The sequence below is a fragment of the Pedobacter steynii genome (genome assembly GCF_900103665.1).
Lineage (GTDB): Bacteria > Bacteroidota > Bacteroidia > Sphingobacteriales > Sphingobacteriaceae > Pedobacter > Pedobacter steynii.
This window is the reverse complement of record NZ_FNGY01000002.1, coordinates 813933-832541: the sequence shown is the minus strand read 5'-3', so window position 1 is coordinate 832541 and position 18609 is coordinate 813933. Positions and strand designations below refer to the sequence as shown.

Sequence of the window (18609 nt, the reverse complement as noted above, 5' to 3'; positions counted from 1 at the left end):
ATTATGTTTAGTGAAAGCGCAGTTTTAAGGAGTGAAAAAAATCATTGTTAATTAAATATGATGTCCTGATTATTATTCAGTTAAATACAAAACAGGAAGATAGCACTGATATTCATCCCCTTCAATACCATATTTTAGCTGTTCATTTCCAAAATAAGCATAGGTGCTTTGCAGGTAGTTTAAGCCCTGCTTTCCGGAGTCGCGGACATCGGGGCGGAGTTGCAGGTTATTGCGCACCATAATTCCCCCGTCCAGGCTTTCGATCCTGATTTTAAGCGGGTTGGATTTGGATAGGATATTGTGTTTCACAGCATTTTCAATCAGGGTTTGCAAGCTCATAAAGGGGATCTTCCCTTGGAGGTGTTCTTCAGAAATCTGCAGGTCTAAAGGTTGCAGCCCATCTCCGAAACGGATCTTCAATAAGAAAAAATATTCGTTCATGAAGCGAAGCTCTTCTGCAACAGTAGCCAGTCCGTTGGGATAGGATTCCAGCACATAACGGTAGACCCTGGATAGCTTTACGACAAAAGATTTTGCCAGATCAGGATCCTGTGCAATCAACGCGTTTAAAGAGCTCAGGGAATTGAACAGGAAATGCGGATTTACTTTCTCTTTTAGTTTTCCGAGCTGCAGTAAGGCATTTTCCTTTTGTTGCCGTTCGGCAATGAGGTTTAAGGCCTGTTTTTCCATCGAGAGTTCCTGGCGGTTGATTTCCACCTCCCTTCTGATGATAAATTCCTTTTGCCACCTGCGCTGGTACAGCCAGATCAGGCCTATGATGATGCTGACGGCGATCAGTCCCAGGTAAACGGAATAATTCTTGATTGCCGTTACATCTTCCTCCAGAACAAAGCTTGGAATATCGACCACCAGGGTCCATTTCAAACCTCTCATGGCATTGGGGATATAGTATCTGTTCACAGGAATTTGAATAGAATCCGACATCACCTTTTCCGTTCTGATTCTCCCACCCCCTATCACTCTGGTGTCCATTTTTTCCATCCGCATCTGATACATCTTTTTTCCGATCAGTTTTTCATATGGATTGTAAATGCAAACTCCGTTTTCATCTACAATGAATGCAAAAGTGGTGGTAATCGGATCTATATTATAAAAGGTACGCTGTAGTTCCAGCAGATTGATGTCCAATCCAAAGATCAGTTTACCTTTTACGGATTGCAGCAGATCTGAGGCCGTAAGCCAATGCAGGGTATCCCTGCTGCTGGTCATCTTTGATCTGACCATAGGCCCGTTCTGAATTAAAAACTGCTGTTTTGCCCAGGCTTTCAGCTCATCAGGCATTGCCGCTTTACGGAGACCTTCGGCATTGCGAACCAGATAAAAAAAAGAAGTATCCCTTTCTTTTACGACTGCATACCAGGCCCGGTTCACCTTCTTTTCTGCCAGTAAGGCTTGTCGGAGTGTATTTTGCAGGTTTTCATCACTCAGCTCCTCCGCGTTACCTGCCCTTCCCTGAGCAAATGATTTGATGGCATTCCGGTTAATATTCAGAATGTTATTGAACTCATAGGTAAAGATGCTGAGTTTTTGCTTGTATAAAATCCCACCTGTAAATCCGGAAATCCGGGTCATCCGTTGTTCCAGTAAACTACCGGTAAAAAGGACAATCCCGATGATACACAGAAAGATGGTTAAACCGATGACCATCAGGTACCGGGGTTTTTGTATCGCAAGCTTCATTGCCGCAAAGATAAGTAAATCAGATTTATACCTGCGCAAACGGGATTGAAGGGAAAGCCAGGGAAGCTAAATAATTACCTCCTGATAAAACAGAATAAACCCAGGATTACTATCCTTTGTAAAAAAACAACAAAACAATATTAGAATTAATAACATTGAATGATAAAACTTACATATTTTTACATAAAATACACAATTTTTAACCAATAAAATCCATATGAATAAATTCTACGTTCTCCTTCTTCTGGTTGGCATCGGTAGCCTCCAGACCAAAGCACAGCAGTTTACTGCGCCAAACCTTCGTTCTCACAAATTCTTTCCCGGAACAGTTAGTACACTGGACGGCCAGGTACTCCAGGGATACATCCTCAATCGCGATGCAGAGCAGAACCAGAAAAAATGCATCTTTTATACGGATTTCAATGATGACCGCACGAAGAAAGAATATGGCCCGACCCATATTTCAGGTTATTCCATAGAAAACAATCAATACAAAAGCATTCCTTATGCCGGTAATATCGCCTTTGGCAAACCCGACAAGCATTTTGTATATGTGGCAAAACCAGGCGCCATCACGACCTATGTTTTCTGGGCACCTGAAGAACAGATGTTATGGCAAAAAGGAGATGAAGCACCGGTCAGCAATGCCTCACTGTTTATGGGCTTTAAGAAAAACATGTTGAAACTGGTAAACGATCATGCAGAACTGGCCGGAAAGGTAGAACGCAAGGAAAAAGGTTACGGCGTAACCAGTGTGATGCAAATTATCGAGGAATACAATGCCTGGGCAGCATCAAAAAAATAGACCAACCACTTCTTAACCAACTCAAATCTCAGATTACATTGAAAAAGATCCTTACCGGCTGCTGTTTGCTGCTCGCCATTACCTGTTATGGGCAAAAGTTAAAAACGGAACAAATTCCCTATAGCTACAACCGCTTACCTGCATTGCCTGTAAAAGGCATCAGCAACTATCAACTCCATGTTGACGCCACCTACGAAAAGAAAAATCAACAGATCCTAAAAGACAATGAGCTGCAAAAACAGGCAGCAATGGAAAAATATCAAAAGGATATGGCCGCCTATTCCGGGCTTGTCAAGAGTGCCAACAGCCGCTATGATGCGGAAATGGCAGAGTATAACAAAAAATCACTGGGTAAAAAACTGGCAGAAAAAAGCTTACTGGCCAATAGTAAACCGGTAAAAGAGGTCATCACTAAACCTTACCTGGAATATATACCTAAACCTTTGCTGCAATCTTCTTACGATTACAGTGTGATGGCCGGCACGTATATTCATTTGGAAGGCTATAAAAAGGAACCTGAAAATGCATTGAACATCACGGTATTGCTTTATGGATTTGACCATACCCTCCCCCGTACGATGGATGAACAGCAGGAAAGGATCAGAGCGTCCAGCGGAAGTGGCGCATCTACCTATACGGCCACCTCTTACCATACAGAATTCTCTTACAGACACCCGATGGCGGTAAAAGTTTATGCACCGGATGGAAAAGAAATGCTGAGCATCACCCCTTCTGAATTGAACAGTTATAAAATATATAAAGGCGCCAATACAGATCGTCCGACAGACATCAATAAAGAACTGCTGATCAAAACAACTGAGGAAAAAGTATTGCAGGACAACCTCAGGTTCCTGAACAACCTGCTGAATGATAAATATGGTTATTCCAGTATCAACAGAACTGCAACGCTTTACTATATCAAGAATGGCGACAATGGTTATACCGACCTGACTACTGCCTTTAATGAAGCTTCTTCGGGCTTATTGATGCTGCAGAAAGACAACAGTATGGGCAAAGCCGCCCTGCAAAAAGCATGTGACCTTTGGCATACGGCACTCAAGGAGTCTGACCTTAATGATAAAAAAGCAAGGATCAATAAAGACATCACCCTGGCCATCTATTTCAACCTTCTGGAAGCCTGTTTCGCCTTGGGTGATGCACAAACCGGACAAAAAACCCTCGAGAAATTAAACACGATGAGTCTGTCAAATACGGACAGAAGGACAAAGCTTGATTTCGATTTACTATTTGCAGAATTAAAAAACAGACAACAACAAAGCTAAAACGCTCATTTATGAAATATTTACTACTTATTTTAACCGCATTTACCAGTCTGCATGTTCTCGGACAGGTCAAAGTATCACAAGGTGGTAACAGTCCACAATTCAGCCCCAGCAAACAACCTGGCTTTAACTCATTCAGTACCGATGAAGCCGATTATTTTGTGGTAAAACGCTACGAAAACTTCGAGCGGATCAATACCCTGATTGTATCGGATAAAACCGGCAATATTATCAGCAGTAAAGAAGCCAGGGTAAATATGGGCCTGGTTAACAACACCTTTGATGTAAAAGACCTGCTTGTTGTAGGTAAAACCCCGATGCTTTTTGTAGAAAACCACAATAAAGCGGATGGGAAAAACACACTTTCTGTCCGTCATATTGATAAGGCAGGAAATGTGAGTGCAAGCGGGCCAAATATTGCCAGCATTGATTTCCTGAAGATGTCTAACGCAGGGGAATGGTATGTGAGCTTAACGCCAGATAAAAAGCATGTAGCCCTGATCGGTAAAGTTGCTGCAGAGAAGAATGTCCCTGAGGTATTCAAATTCTTTATCCTCGACGAACAGCTTAAAGAAATCAATAAGGGTCAGTTTAGCTTTGCTGGAAATCCAAAACCCATTTCTATTTCAAATTTCCTGGCTTCCGACAAAGGCGACCTCTATATCGTGTCCGAAGAATTTGATAAATCTTACAAATTCCCTATGCTTTATAAATACAGTGCTGATGGACAAACCAGCATCATCCCTGTTATGGTTGCTGATCCTGGTTTAAAAAACCTGAGCTATACTTTAAGAGTAAACCCTGCCGGCAACCTGATCATTGCGGGATACCTGCAAAAAAAGAGCAGTTTCTCCATGGGTGATGTCAAATCGGCGGGCACCTGGCTATTCAATTCTGAAAAACCGAGCGAAGTAAAGACCTTTAACTTTGAACAGGCGATCACCAACCTTACCGCCCGGAACATCCTGTTTAATGGCGATACGTTTTATTTGGTTGGAGAACAGTATAAATCCGAAAAACAACCGAATACCGCTACAGGTATGGCCAGATTGAATGCACCAGATGTATTTGATTATTTCCATGAAGACATTATGGTAACCGGTTATGGGACTGACGGCATCAAGAAATTTGAGATGCCGGTTAGCCGTAGGTGGAAAACGACAGCTACTGATCCGCAGTTCATGATCGCTTCTGGGATCATCAACGGAAAACTTGCTCTGGTTTACAATGACCTTCATGGCAAATATGTTGATGACCGACGCAACAAAGACCTCTTGCTTCCGGTGGCTTTACTGATCACCAATGATGGTTTGATGGAAGCTCCGGTGCATTTTGCAAAAGAACTGGATGTTAAACTGAGCTCTTATGTACTGAGCCCGCAGTTTTTCAGCGCTGCTCAGGATAAGCTGATTGTATTGTCGTTAAACAGCCAGGCGGTAAAGACAATTACCTTTCAATAAACCTAGATTACACCGTTAAAAAATAAAAGCCGTTGACTGCACAAACGTTTGTGCAATCAACGGCTTCTTTTAAAAAACCTTATTTATTTCATACTTCTTACCGTGGTATTTCCACCGCCATCCAGCGTTAAGTTTACCGGTTTATTGGCTGTCCAACCGCCTCTGGTAAAATCAGGGATATCGATACTGGAAGACCGCTTCGAAACAGATTTCTTGCTCAATGGCACGATACAGCTCCATGCCGCAGCATCATAAACATCCTGATCCAACGGAAGACCATTGCGCAGACAATCAATCAGTCGCCAGTCCATCATAAAGTCCATTCCGCCATGTCCGCCTACTTTTTTCGCGATATCTCCAACATGCTTGATCAGTTCAGGCGTATACTTATCATATAATTTCTTCATTTCGTCCTCTTTCAACCATTCTTCACCAAAGGTGATGCGTTCCGGATCCGGCCATTTGCTGGCAAATCCTTTTGTTCCGCTTAGCAGGTGAATTCTGGAATAAGGCCTTGGAGAAGTGACATCATGCTGCAGCATTAAGGTTTTTCCTTTGCTCGTCCTGATGGTGGTGGTATTCATATTTCCTCTGTAGTTTCTGCCTACAAATTCATTATAGAAAGCATCTTTATTTGCTCTTTCTTTCGCTTCATTGCCCATCATAAAGTCATTTGACGACATAGAAACAAGGTAATCCATTTTATCGCCTCTATTGATGTTCATACATTGTGCAATAGGTCCTAAACCATGTGTAGGATATAAGTTACCATTGAAATCAATGTTTTCTTTTAATCTCCACATGTTCTCGTAACCTTTCTTGTTAAAGTTCAGCCCTAACAAATCATGGATATAAGCACCCTCTGCATGGATCAGTTCTCCGAACATGCCCTGACGAACCATATTTAAGGTCAGCATTTCAAAGAAATCATAGCAGCAATTCTCCAGCATCATACAATGCTTACGGGTCTTTTCAGAGGTTTCTACGAGCTTCCAGCAATCCTCAATCGTGAGTGCTGCAGGTACTTCTGTAGCGGCATGTTTGCCATGCTCCATCGCGTAAACTGCCATTGGGGTATGCAAATGCCATGGGGTACAGATGTAAACAAGATCCAGATCTTCTTTCTCGATCATCTCTTTCCAGCCATTTTCGCCGGAATATTCTGTTGCTTTTGGCAGTCCTTTACTGGTCAGGGATTTTTGTGCAGCGGTGGCCCTTTCCGGAAGTTTATCACAGAGGGCTTTGATTTCCACCCCTTCAATAAATGACATCCGTCCTACAGCGCCTGGCCCGCGCATTCCAAGACCAATAATGCCAATGCGCACTTTATCAATCTTTGGTGCCGCGTATCCGCACATGTTAAATTTTGGTGCCGCTTCGCTATAGCGATACGTGCTTTCGGCCTCAGCTGCTGCATCTTTTGAGAAGGCAGGCAGTCCAATGGCTACTGCTCCTGTGCCAATAGCCAGTGATTGTAAAAATTTTCTACGGTTAGGTTTCATTTGTGGTTATGTCTGGTTAGTGTTGTATTAAACGAATATAATGAATCTGATCCCTCCTTTAAAGCGCTTTGTCAACGCAAACGCTTGCGTAAAAATCAGGAACCCGCTGATTCCATTAATTTCGCTGCTTCCTGATCGTCATATTTCAGAATCTGCGCTTTTAATACCCCTTTCAATTCCTTTGTAATCAAATCATATCCCTTTTTTCCGAAGAGATTATTTTCTTCGTTGGGATCCTTCTGAAGGTCATAAAGCTCCCAGGTATTCACCCGTTCATAGAAACGGATCAGTTTGTATCTTTTTGTCCTGACTCCGAAATGAGGGGAAACGGAATGGACGGTATTTTCATAATAATGATAGTACATCGCTTCCCTGCCCTTGGCTTTAGGATTTCCTTTCAGTAATGGCATAAAAGATTTACCCTGGATCTCCTTTGGCACCGCCAATCCCGCAGCATCCAGCATGGTTGGCGCGATATCCAGGTTCATCACAAAGTCTTCAGATTTGCTGCCCGGCCTGATCTTTCCCGGATAACGCATCATCATTGGCGTTCTGAAGGATTCTTCATACATAAAACGCTTGTCAAACCAACCGTGTTCTCCCATATAAAAACCCTGGTCGGACAGGTAAATAACGATGGTATTTTCTTTTAACTGATGTTGATCCAGATAGTCCAGTGTACGCCCGATATTGCGGTCCAGGGAAGCCGCAGTACTCAGATAATCTTTCATATAACGTTGATATTTCCATTCTACCAGCGCTTTTCCTTCCAGCTTTCTGGCTTTGAGATCGGCTTCGATAGGTTGATAATACGCATCAAACTTTGCACGCTGTTCCGGGTTCATCCGTTTGATTGCACCATCTACCTGCTTGCCATAAGACAGCATTTTCAGGTCGTAATCCATCAGCATAGCTTTATCAACGGTCATGTCCTGAACTTTTGCAGCTTCCCTGTTCTGGTAAGCATCGTAAAAGTTTGCAGGCATTGGAAAATTCACCTTTTCAAAACGTCCCATATCTGTGGTATCAGGAATCCAGGTTCTATGTGTCGCTTTATGCCCGATCACAAGACAGAAAGGCTTTGACGGATCTCTTTTCTCCATCCATTCCTCCGCAGCGTCTTCGATCAGGTTAGATACATAACCTTCCGTTTTCTTTTTACTGCCATCCATCATCAAAAAATCAGGATTGTAATAATTCCCCTGATCAGGAAGGATCTGCCAGTAGTTAAAACCCTCCGGATTACTTCCCAAATGCCATTTTCCGATCCATGCGGTCTGGTATCCTCCGGATTGTAAATGTTTCACAAAAGTATCCTGGTTTCCATCAAACCTGGAATGGTCGTTGTCTTTGAAACCATTTTTATGACTGTATTTTCCGGTGAGGATTACTGCTCTGCTGGGGCCACAAATGGAGTTGGTTACATAAGCCTTATTGAAGCGCATCCCCTCCTTTGCAATCCTGTCGATATTTGGGGTTTGCATCAGTTTACTTCCGTAAGCACTGATCGTTTGAAAGGCATGATCATCAGAAACGATGATGACAATATTGGGCTTTTTCTGGGCAAATGACACAGCAGACAAAAGCAGTAAGCTGATAAAAAGAGGGATTTGTTTCATATGATAAATATAATCATCGTCTTTTATTTCCGTCTTAACGACGTTCAAAATGATAAGATGAACCTTTAAGGGCATTAAAGCTAAGTACCTCAGCCTGATCTTTTGTTTGGGCAATGGTTTTACCCTGAGCATCTTTCAGGAGGGTATTTGCTGGTAAAGCAACCTTACAACTCCCTCCATTCAACGCCTGTATTTTGCCGCTTTTCAACTGGGAGTTTTGCCAGTCGAAATCCACTACAAAAGCATTTCTGGCCCTCATTCCTTTCACACTTCCATCTTTCCAATCGCTGTTGGAAGGTAATGCCGGTAACAAACGGATCACATTGTCTTTTCCATGGCTCTGCATCAGCATTTCTGCGATGCCTGCCGTTCCTCCAAAATTTCCGTCAATCTGGAATGGCGGATGTGCACAGAACAGGTTCGGATAGGTTCCACCGGAATGCATGTTTAATTTACGGATCGGATCTACCGGAGTAACCAGTTGTTGGAATAGTTTTAAAGCATGATCCCCATCTCCAAGTCTTGCCCAGAAATTGATCTTCCAGGCTTTAGACCAGCCGGTACCATCATCGCCTCTTTGTTTCAGTGTTTCTCTTGCCGCATTTGCCAGTTCCGGGCTATCCCATGGGGTAATTTCTTCGTAAGGATGTAAACCATACAAATGTGAGGTATGGCGATGCTGAGGTTCTGCATCTTTCCAATCGTTCAGCCATTCATTGATGTCTCCGGCAGCGCCGATTTGATTCGGAGCCAGGCGACTTCTTGTGCTGGACAGCGTTCCTGCCCATTCCTGATCCTTGTTTAAGATTTTTGCTGCTTCAATGCTATAGCCAAAGATTTCCCGGCAGATCTGCATGTCCATCGTTGGCCCCATTGCCGTTTGTCCCTTAAAACCATCTGGCATGATATAGGTGTTTTCCGGTGAGTTGGAAGGTGCCGTTACCAGCCATTTATGTGTTGGTTCTTCGATCAGGATTGCCGATAAGAAATTCGAGGCTTCTTTAAGAACGGGATAATATTTAGCAAGGAAGACTTTGTCGTTGGTAAATTTATAGTGTTCCCAGATGTGTTCACAAAGCCATGCACCGCCGGTTAAAGTAGAACCCCATCCAGCACCCTCTCCCGGAGAAGTGTATCCCCATGGATTGGCAATCACATGTGCTACCCATCCCGGAGCATTGTAATAGGCTTTGGCAGTCTTCATACCTGGTTTAACAAGGCCCCCAATAAAGCGGTGTAAAGGATCGGCTAAATCACCTAATCCGGTAGGTTCAGCAAGCCAGTAATTCATTTGAATATTGATGTTCAGGTGATAATCACCATTCCATGGCGTTTGGTATTCTTCTGCCCAAAGGCCTTGTAAATTGGCCGGCAAGCTCCCCTGCTGAGAGGAAGAGATCAATAAATAGCGACCGAAATTGTAATATAATACCGGAAACTGAGGATCCGGCAATTGTTTTCCGTACCGGATCAATCGCTCCGGGGTACTTAAAGCGGCGACTTCGGCAGGGGCACCTTTAAGGTAAAACCTGTTTCTGTTAAAAAAGCTGCCAAAGGCATTGACATGTGCTTTCTCCAGTTGTAAAGGGCTGAGTTTCTCTGCCCGAAGCAGGTTGTTTTTTACAACCTGTACCGGATCGGCTCCTCTTTTGCTATAATCAGCAATGTTATAATCTGTAGCGGCCGTCCAAAGCAAAATACATTCATCGGCATTGACAACTTCTATAGCTGTTCCTTTAATGGATTTCTTTCCACCCTTAGTCTGCAGCTGTAGCCCCGCGGCAAAGCGTAATCCCGCTTCCTTGCCATTTGGTAACTGTCCGGTCATCATCAGGCCCTGCCCCTCGCTTTTTACGTTTGCATTCTCTTTCCTGCTGATGTTGGTAGAAAAGCTGATTTTCCCTTTTTCCGAAGCACTGATCCTGATCATCATGATATTTCCCGGAATGCTGATCAATGCTTCCTGCGTATAAGTAACGCCATTTCGTTTCCAGCTTGTTTTCGCAATGGCTTTTTCCAGGTTCAGGGTTCTATGGTAATCTGAATAAGCAGCAGTGGTATCTTTCCAGGAAATCAACAGCTCTCCCATGGTCTGGTAACACCCATAAGGGACATTACTGCCATTTCCTGAACCGGAGCCTGCTCCTTTCGCTACAAATTGTTGTTGCAACAGCTCCTGGGCTTCTTTATTCTGCCCCTTGAGCAGGTAATCCTGAATGGGTTTCAGGTAGTTGTGCGCATTTTCATTGTCCGCATCCTGGACCCCGCCAGACCATAGCGAGATCTCATTGAGTGTGATTTTGTCTTTATTGGGATTTCCGCCGATCAGTGCACCGATGCGCCCGTTTCCCAAAGGCAAAGCCTCCTGAAAGGAGGCCGCTGGTTTTTTAAAATAAAGCTGTATATCGGAGGATTGTGCATGGCTGGTGCCGCTCATCGCAAAGAGGCAGGTTTGGCCAATTGCCATTAAAAAAAAATTCTGGTAAAACTTCATATTTGGTTTGGTTTCAGGTGTGTTACCCAAAGAACGGTACAATTCGCCAACGGAAGATTTACGTTTCTGTCAAATTATTAAGGGATTTTGGCTTTTGTTCCTTTACTTTCCCATGTTCGTTCTCAACTGAGCTTCTTTATCTGCGTTCCAATATCCACAATCCAGCTGCAGAAATACCGAAGTATAAGGAATCGTTTCATTGGTTTTGATCACCAGTACCTTAAACAATTTTGATTCGGTATCGAGTTTCTTAAACACTTCATCGTGAAGCAGGGTCTGGACATTTTGTGTACCAAACAACCCTTTGGAATCCTGTATAAATTGAGTCACTCCCTTAGCCTGTTCTTCTTTAATAAAACCAAGTTCTTTATCCCGGTAAATGATCGGCTTCACATGTGTCGATTGATTAACCTGACCTAAAACGAGTTTTAATACCGGTAAAAGGTCTTCATTGGCGTAGATATATTCGATACCGGGAGCATTTTGTTCCGGGAAGGCTTTATCTACAATAAGAATCCAGTTTCTATGTCCAAGGAGGGGAAGCTTTTCATCAAACTGTTGTTTCCAGTTACGTTCGGTTTTTAAGGGACTAACGGTTGTCTTCTGATCTGTCGCGAAGTTACATCCGGCGATCAGGAAAACACTGCTGATCCCTATCGGGATCAGCAGTGTTTTTGAAATTATTGCGCTTATTTTCATTGGAATATAATTGTTTTGCAGCGGTTATGAAGCGATCATGCGCCTATTCATTGCTTTTTGTAAGCCGTATGCTTATGATGGTTTCATTAAATTAAGAAAACACCAGGCTTAAACTTTGGTTTTCTTTGATCATCAGTTTTTTATCAAACACCAATTCCAGCACTTCTCCCTGCTGTTTAAAGCTCAGCTGCACTTTCAGCTGGCCAAGCATAGCCGTCACAGACTTTAATGGCCCATTGCCGATTTTTTCCAGTGTCAGCTTCTGCAGCGCTAAATCACCATAGCTGAGTTTGATCTCATGCCACTGTTTCATTCCTGTTTTCTTTTGCGCATAAGTACCCCATGCTTTGGCCGTGGTAAATGGTGCTTTAAAATCTACTTTATTCCATTTCGGAGCAAAGCCCAGTTCACCTTTCGGTCCATGACAGGTAAAGCCACAGGCGGTAATAAAAGTACCATAACTCGCCATTGCCCTGGCATAATGGTCACTACATTCTATTTCATTAAACGGATTTCTTTTTGAAGCATGGTAACGGTCCTGAATCACGCGGGTCAATACGAGGCTTTCCCCAATCATTCCTTCTGCCATCATGTGTGCGGCCACCTGATGTTCAAATCCACTCATACATTCATGAAAATATCCCAGTTGCCAGGTTACATCTTCACCAAAAGGCTTCGATTCATTGTGAGGATTGGTATTCATCACCATTCCTCCCTCTCCTTCAAGGGCATAAGGACGGCCGCCAATATGGGTTTTAATGTAAGGACCTACATCCATCGTGAAATTGTATTTCCATAATGCTTTCAATGCAGCCAGCGCTTTATCCTTCGCAAGGACCCTTGGCAAGCCTACCTGAAAGGCCCAGCTTTGTCCATATACCTGATCAATATGACAGGTATTGTAAGAACCTAGTTTCTTCCGGCCCTGTACGGGATCGGGACGGTGAATGAAATATTCTCCGTTAAAGAGTTCCTTTTCCATGTTCTTACGTCCATTGTCGACATAAGTTTCACATATTTTAGCAAAAGCCTGGTCTTCCATTTCTTCGGCCATAAACTGCGCCGCTTTTGCCGCCGCAATACAAAGACCTACAATCCAGGCAATCTCTCCCTCCCATACTGCATCCAGTGTATTTTCCATTGGCGTATCGGTCATTCCGTCTCCGTTTTTGTCCTGGGCCAGCATGAACTCCACTGCTTTTTTGATCTTTGGCCAGTTGGTCCGTAAAAAGGAATCGTCGGCATTCATTTGATGCTCCCTGTAAAAGCGCAAAATTGTTCCCGCCTGCCCGTCAATTGCCGGATGGGTTTCATTTTCCCCACGGAACATAATGGCCCCGCTTTCTTCTTTAAATCCAAGTCCGAGATCTACGCGTTGACGCAGGTCTCTTTCCAATTCAGGAAAGATCCGGGCAACTGCATGTGCATATTGCCAGACATGGGTACAGGTTCCGGCACAGGCACCAACGCCTTCCCAGCTCCAGAACCTTCCATCTGCAAACCGGTAAGTGTTGGCAGTGGCCAGGGTCCCGATATTTAAAAAGGTCCGCTCCATAAACCAATGCGGCAAAGTGGTGTCGTTCCAGGTCTTCACCCATAGCTCAGTTGCCTTCGTTAATTTCACAAAGTTATCGTTGAGGTAAGTGCTTACTGCCTGCGCATCTTTAAACCGCTTGCCATACTGATAACCTGCTCCCGCATCCTTCACCAGATTTTTCAATTTCGGATTGGCATTATTGAAATGCCAGCTGACAGAATAATCGGCAGTAACAGATTTCCCCGGAGCAAGATTTTTACTCATGCCAATCGCGGCAACCAGTTTCCCCGGAGCCAGTACGATCGCCGATTCAAGCGGAGGACTATTAAAACTCTGCGCCGTTACCGGCCAGGGTTGGAAAGCCGCATAGCCTTTAGCATTCCTGCCATGAAAACTGAAACACATGGTACCATGGTCTATTTGTTTAGTCAGCTCTTCAGATCCCTCAAAAGTTGAAAAGATATGTGTAGCGTTTGCAGTAGAAATTCCTTCATTTTTGCGTTTCCCGGCACCGTCTTTAGCGCTTAATTTATTGACGCCGTTTTCCATCCAGCCGATCAGGGAAACTTCTGCAGGAGTACTGGTTGTATTTTTAACCTCCAGCCTCAATACTGTTGCCGGCAATGCAGAATCTGCAGCATCCAGTGGAATAAAAGGTGAATAAACTTTCAGTTGAACAGTCAGCGGAAAATCTTTGCTGCTGTAACTGATGGTGGCCATCGGATAGGCAGGTGTAAAAACCACCTCATCCCAATGGGTTTCATTTAGTTCTTTGACGATTGTTTTTCCATTGATGACCAGTTTTACGGCGAAACCTTGTTCCAGGACCCGCTTATTGTCTGCAATGGTTGGTTCTACATAAGCCGCACCATCCCTCACCCTGATCTTTCTTACCGAAGTTCCGTCATTCCAGTTGACCACCTTAGGATCGATTCCTTCCTGATTCCCTTCAAAAGTTTCATTATAAATCTGCCAAAGCCATAATCTCCCATCTCCACCAACATATACTGTTCCGGCATGTAAACCGCCGACAGGCATTCCGATATAACGCAATTCATTCTTGCTTTTCAGATAGGCTGTAGCCTGGCCACGGTTAAAAAGTGATTTCAGCCATTGCGGATCGATGTTCTTTGCTTCCGGGATGTTGTGTTTGGGATAGTCTATGGCAAAAACACTTTTTGCCCAGACAGGGAATTGCAGGAAAGCAAAGCCGGCAGTAAGCAAACCAGCTTTCTTGATAAAGTCCCTTCGGTCTGTTGAGGTGGTTTTCATAATTTATTTGGTTCTTCGTTTGTGTCTATTAAAAAGGCATAGTGCACTAAAAAGATCCCGGAGCATCTACAAATAGCGGCCTGTTAAACTAAATCTAAATTGTTTAACTGAGATAATTTATGATATGCCAAAATCACTTAATATAATGTTGAAAGGATACAACATTTACCAGCCAACTGATCGGCACTGATCACCTGAGCGCTTTAGTTTAAAGCAGCAAAGGCTTTGGTTTTCAGGCCCCAGCTCCAATTTGTCCTGATCATTGACTTTACAGGCAGGATGTTAAATTTACTCGTATCATATCCCGCAGAGAGTAAGATCGTTTCGCCGGGAATGGTAGAAAAGCTAAGGTTCATTTTCCCTTCATGTTCAAATACCGTGAAGGCCAGTTCTTTCCTTTTATCGGAGCTCACCATGCTCACTTTCATATCCGTCTGCACCTGACAGGTATCACCTTTGGTGCTAAAAACCCTGATGAAGGAAGTAGCCCCATCTTCCCTGTTCGCGGAGACCAGAAATCCACCTTCCGCACGGAGTCTATCAAATGATACATTTTTCCACTGATCGGGAACCGCAGGGAAAACCCTTATTTTTCCTGCCCAGCTTTGGATCAGCAATTCCTGAATGGAAGTAGCTGCCGAAAGTGGGGTTTCGATCACCGGACCAGACTCCTGATAAAGGGTATTGGGCTTAATGAACTGATCAAAAAGCTGGTTCAACAAATCATAAGATTGATTTCCTTTCCCCATCATCGCATTGATCGAAGCGGCACCGGTAAAGGTATAGCCTTGCAAAGCACCTTTGAGTGAAATCCAGTGGTTCAGAGATTTCTCTATGAGTTCCCTGTTCTCCGGCTGATCGGAATTGATCAGGCGATAAGGATAAATCATCAGCAGGTGGGAATAATGACGGTGCGAGCTGGTAAGGGGCACATCCTTACCAATCATCAGGCCGGTATCGTCCACCGGATAAGGAACCAGATGCGCCAATACCGATTCCCATTTTTCGCGGTCTGCATCTTTCAGTGCTTCTTTTTTATCGAGCGCAATCAGCGTTTGTAATCCCCAGCGCAAGCTGGATAAAGCATAATTGGCATCTTCGGCATACTTGTATTCGGGAGAAAAAGAAGAAGGTAAATGAAAAATGCCTGCCTCATCCTTTTTCAAATGATACAAAAGATGGTTTACAGACCTTTTCAATAAAGGATAGATATATTTTGTGAGTTCCTCCCGGTCTTTGGTATAGGAATAATATTGATAATAGTAAAACATCACCCAGGTGAGGTTACCGAGCTCAAATTGCCCATGCTCTTTATTGGCCTCCAGTAATGGAGAAACCAGATCATAGCCGGTGGTCCGTCCAATTGCTGCCGCATCTTTCCGCCATTCTTCGGGAACATTGCTGATCAGGTTTGCCAGGTTTTTATTCAGGTTATTAAACAGCGATTTACCGAGTTCCAAATGATTGGAAGCAAAAATCGGGGAATAAGTTAATTGTGTATTGAGGTTCCACCAAATGCCCGGCCACGGTGTTTTACTGGTAAACCATGGCCCCATCAGGTCGACCATAGGCTTATTTGCCCTTGTTGCAGCAGCCAGCTTATACAGCTGAATCCAGTAAAAACTTTCCATCCGCTGATCCGGAAGAGAAAGGAAACTTTGCTGATAAAACTGATGCCACCATTTTTGATGTGCCGCAAAAACAACCGGCATCTTTGCAGTTATAAAAGTATGGATTGCCGTAGTTGCCTCTTTTACTTCATCCAACTGCCCTGCCGGGTCATATCCGACAGAGATCAGCATCGTGCTTTCATTTGGCCCTTTTTTCGCCGCCCAGGCCGTTGCGTATCCACCACCATTTAAAAGAGCCTGCTGACAAATAGAAAATATTCCTGATTTTTTAAGGCTGAAAGCTGGATTTTCAGGGTATACTTCCGGATTTCCTGTATTGTTCTGATTCATCCGCGGACTTTTCCCCGCTTCCGCTACAAATTGCCAGTTGATGTTCTTTTCCTGCTGTGTACCTTTTGCCCGGATATAGATTACATTGGAGTTTGAGGCAACGAATGAGCTGAATTCCAGGGTTCCTTTGCTCGTATAAATTGTTCCTTCGGCCCTGGCATTATAGATGTCCAGACTCATCTTAGCTCCGGTGATTTTGCCTATGGTCTTCAGCGTCATCCTTCCGATGGGTAATCTTGGCCTGGAGATCAGTGCCTCCGAAAGTGCCGTCCCCTGATGTTCCCGCTGATCGGTTACATCGGTTCTTCCGACATCAAACCGAATGGTATAATCGTCTTCTTTATAAATATTGGTCCCCAGCAAGCCATTCCCCAGTAATATCCCCGTATAATAGCTTGTGCTAATGGAATCCCAGCGCATGGTTTGGCGCTTCATGTAATCCGGCCAATTGATTTCAGGATTTTTCACCTGTGCAGCTACAGCAACGCTGCATAACAAAAAGACAAAACCAGCGTAAATCTGTTTCATAAGATTAAATTTAAGATGTCCATACCCCCTATGAATCCCTTAACTAAATCTACTCAGATTTACTCAAAATTTTGCCAATATGCCAAAATAGCTTAATGTTATACCCAAATCCCTAAATATCCATGAACTGAATATCTTCTAGTCTGTAAGGGTCCATTAGCTTATATCCATTTACAAGAATGGTCGGTGTAAAGGTAATTTCAGCCATTTCACACCAGGCCTTTTGCTTCTCAGTTACCGTATTGATTTCCGCATTGATGCTTACCGGGTATTGACTGGCCCAGGTATCGTAATCTTTACTGCTCTGTTTATACCATCCGTTTAGTGCTTCACCAACATATTTTCCGTCTTTAGCAACGCTCAATGCAGTGACATGTCTGGCCACTTTTGTGCGGGCATCCTCTTCCGTATTTGCAGTCGTAAATAAAATCTTCAACTGCAGGTCTTCTCTGGTCAGCAACCATTCATCCAGCATTTTATGGGTGGCAGCACATGGTCCGCAGAATGGGTTGGTCACCATTGTGATGATTGTTTCTGCATTAGGATTGCCTAATTTAATGGCTTGCAGCTCATCAGGAACGGCATAACGTGGTTGTCCGGTCAGCAATTTATTAAACAAATCACTATTGTATTTAAATCCTTTGAGTTGTTGTTTCAGGTGTTTCGTTTGTCCGGCTTTAGTAAGAAAAGGTTTTATAAATGCCCAGATGGCGATGGGAAGCAGAAAACAAACCGCGACAGCCGGAAGGACTGAAAAAGGGATATCAAAAGTAAATGAGGAATTCATCAGGAAAGCAAAGGCTTCCAGCCACAGTACACCTTGTATCGTGCAACAAAGCACACACCAGTTTTTAATTTTAACCTGGTATCCGATGGAGTAAAAGGTATAAGGTAAAGAAGCGACGCACAACCAGGCCAATAAACTGATGGACTGAGGATAAAATAACAGGCAAAGAAAGGAGCCTGCAAAGTAAAACATGCCCACCTCACTCCAGCTCAGCCAGCTGGTCACTTTTGCCGCATCAGATTTTAAGATCGCGTTACAGTTGTTTTCCTTTCCAAGGCTACATAAATTCTGTATGAAGGGGTTATTGCCGTCTATACTGTGCATCAGCAACAGCACACTGACCACCAGTCCAACCAGTTTTACAGCCAATAAGCCTGCATAAGCCATACTTAGCCCTGAGTAATTGATGGAGGCCATCACACAAACCAGGAGTAACAGGATTAAAAAAGGTGCACGGGCCTGATCGAACCAACCTTTAAGCAACTCCATGTTATAGTTCTCTTCACCACTACCTGCTTCTTTTTGGGCATACAATAAAATTCCGTCCCAGTTCCTGAGGAACCCGGTTTCTTCCATCACTGCCTTTTTCTCCGTTTCGTTGGTATAAGTTACTTTCCCGTTTGCAATCCCATGGATCAGCAAAAACCTTCCGCCACTATCTTTAAAATGCGCAATTAAAGGAAAGGAAAGGTCTGCAGCATTATAATCGGCTTTGTCTATTCTATAGGTTTCATGGGGTATTCTCCAACCATTTAAAGAATCACTGATGGCCAGCAAACTCGGGTATTCCGGATGCTCATTCAACGTATGAATGGCGGTAAACTTGCTCACATTAACATTGAGCTCCTTTATAAGGGAGATCACAACGGCTTCAGAATTTTCCAGCCTGGATTGCAATGGGTTTATCATATAGAGAACAGTTGATTTACAAAAAGGAATTTTTAAACCTGAATAAATTTAC

At 43.6% G+C, this 18609-nt stretch carries 11 protein-coding genes; 3 read left to right on the top strand and 8 right to left on the bottom strand.

Going from position 1 to position 18609, the window contains the following annotated elements; translation table 11 throughout:
• Positions 1-72: 72 nt before the first annotated feature.
• Positions 73-1701, bottom strand: coding sequence for a histidine kinase (locus BLQ87_RS07585; RefSeq protein WP_074605508.1), 1629 nt, complete (start codon positions 1699-1701; stop codon positions 73-75).
• A 217-nt stretch (positions 1702-1918) separates the two neighbouring features.
• Here BLQ87_RS07585 and BLQ87_RS07580 point away from each other — a divergent pair, with 217 nt between their 5' ends.
• From BLQ87_RS07580 to BLQ87_RS07570, 3 genes are read left to right on the top strand one after another with little or no spacing between them, the layout of a single operon-like run.
• A complete protein-coding gene (locus BLQ87_RS07580; RefSeq protein ID WP_074605507.1) occupies positions 1919-2506 on the top strand; it encodes a hypothetical protein in 588 nt (195 codons plus the stop codon).
• Positions 2507-2544: 38 nt separating this feature from the next.
• Positions 2545-3789, top strand: coding sequence for a hypothetical protein (locus BLQ87_RS07575; protein ID WP_074605506.1), 1245 nt, complete (start codon positions 2545-2547; stop codon positions 3787-3789).
• An 11-nt stretch (positions 3790-3800) separates the two neighbouring features.
• The gene (locus BLQ87_RS07570; protein WP_074605505.1) at positions 3801-5249 is read left to right on the top strand and encodes a hypothetical protein; all 1449 of its coding nucleotides are present in this window, start codon (positions 3801-3803) and stop codon (positions 5247-5249) included.
• Positions 5250-5332: 83 nt separating this feature from the next.
• On the opposite strand, the gene BLQ87_RS07565 is transcribed toward BLQ87_RS07570, so the two are convergent.
• The 7 genes from BLQ87_RS07565 to BLQ87_RS07535 form a co-directional block, all read right to left on the bottom strand.
• On the bottom strand, positions 5333-6751 hold the full coding sequence (locus BLQ87_RS07565) for a Gfo/Idh/MocA family protein (protein WP_074605504.1): 1419 nt from the start codon (positions 6749-6751) through the stop codon (positions 5333-5335).
• A 95-nt stretch (positions 6752-6846) separates the two neighbouring features.
• Positions 6847-8370 (bottom strand): sulfatase family protein, encoded by a 1524-nt coding sequence (locus BLQ87_RS07560; RefSeq protein WP_074605675.1) that lies wholly within the window; start codon positions 8368-8370, stop codon positions 6847-6849.
• Between the two features lie 34 nt (positions 8371-8404).
• On the bottom strand, positions 8405-10837 hold the full coding sequence (locus tag BLQ87_RS07555; RefSeq protein ID WP_216857777.1) for a glycoside hydrolase family 95 protein: 2433 nt from the start codon (positions 10835-10837) through the stop codon (positions 8405-8407).
• Positions 10838-10966: 129 nt separating this feature from the next.
• On the bottom strand, positions 10967-11563 hold the full coding sequence (locus BLQ87_RS07550) for an RbsD/FucU domain-containing protein (protein ID WP_083361745.1): 597 nt from the start codon (positions 11561-11563) through the stop codon (positions 10967-10969).
• A gap of 91 nt (positions 11564-11654) precedes the next feature.
• On the bottom strand, positions 11655-14372 hold the full coding sequence (locus BLQ87_RS07545; RefSeq protein ID WP_074605503.1) for a GH116 family glycosyl hydrolase: 2718 nt from the start codon (positions 14370-14372) through the stop codon (positions 11655-11657).
• Between the two features lie 203 nt (positions 14373-14575).
• Positions 14576-16861 (bottom strand): glycosyl hydrolase family 95 catalytic domain-containing protein, encoded by a 2286-nt coding sequence (locus BLQ87_RS07540; protein ID WP_083361744.1) that lies wholly within the window; start codon positions 16859-16861, stop codon positions 14576-14578.
• A 112-nt stretch (positions 16862-16973) separates the two neighbouring features.
• Positions 16974-18557: a thioredoxin domain-containing protein gene (locus tag BLQ87_RS07535; RefSeq protein ID WP_074605502.1), complete on the bottom strand. Its 1584-nt coding sequence runs from the start codon at positions 18555-18557 to the stop codon at positions 16974-16976.
• Positions 18558-18609 lie beyond the last annotated feature (52 nt).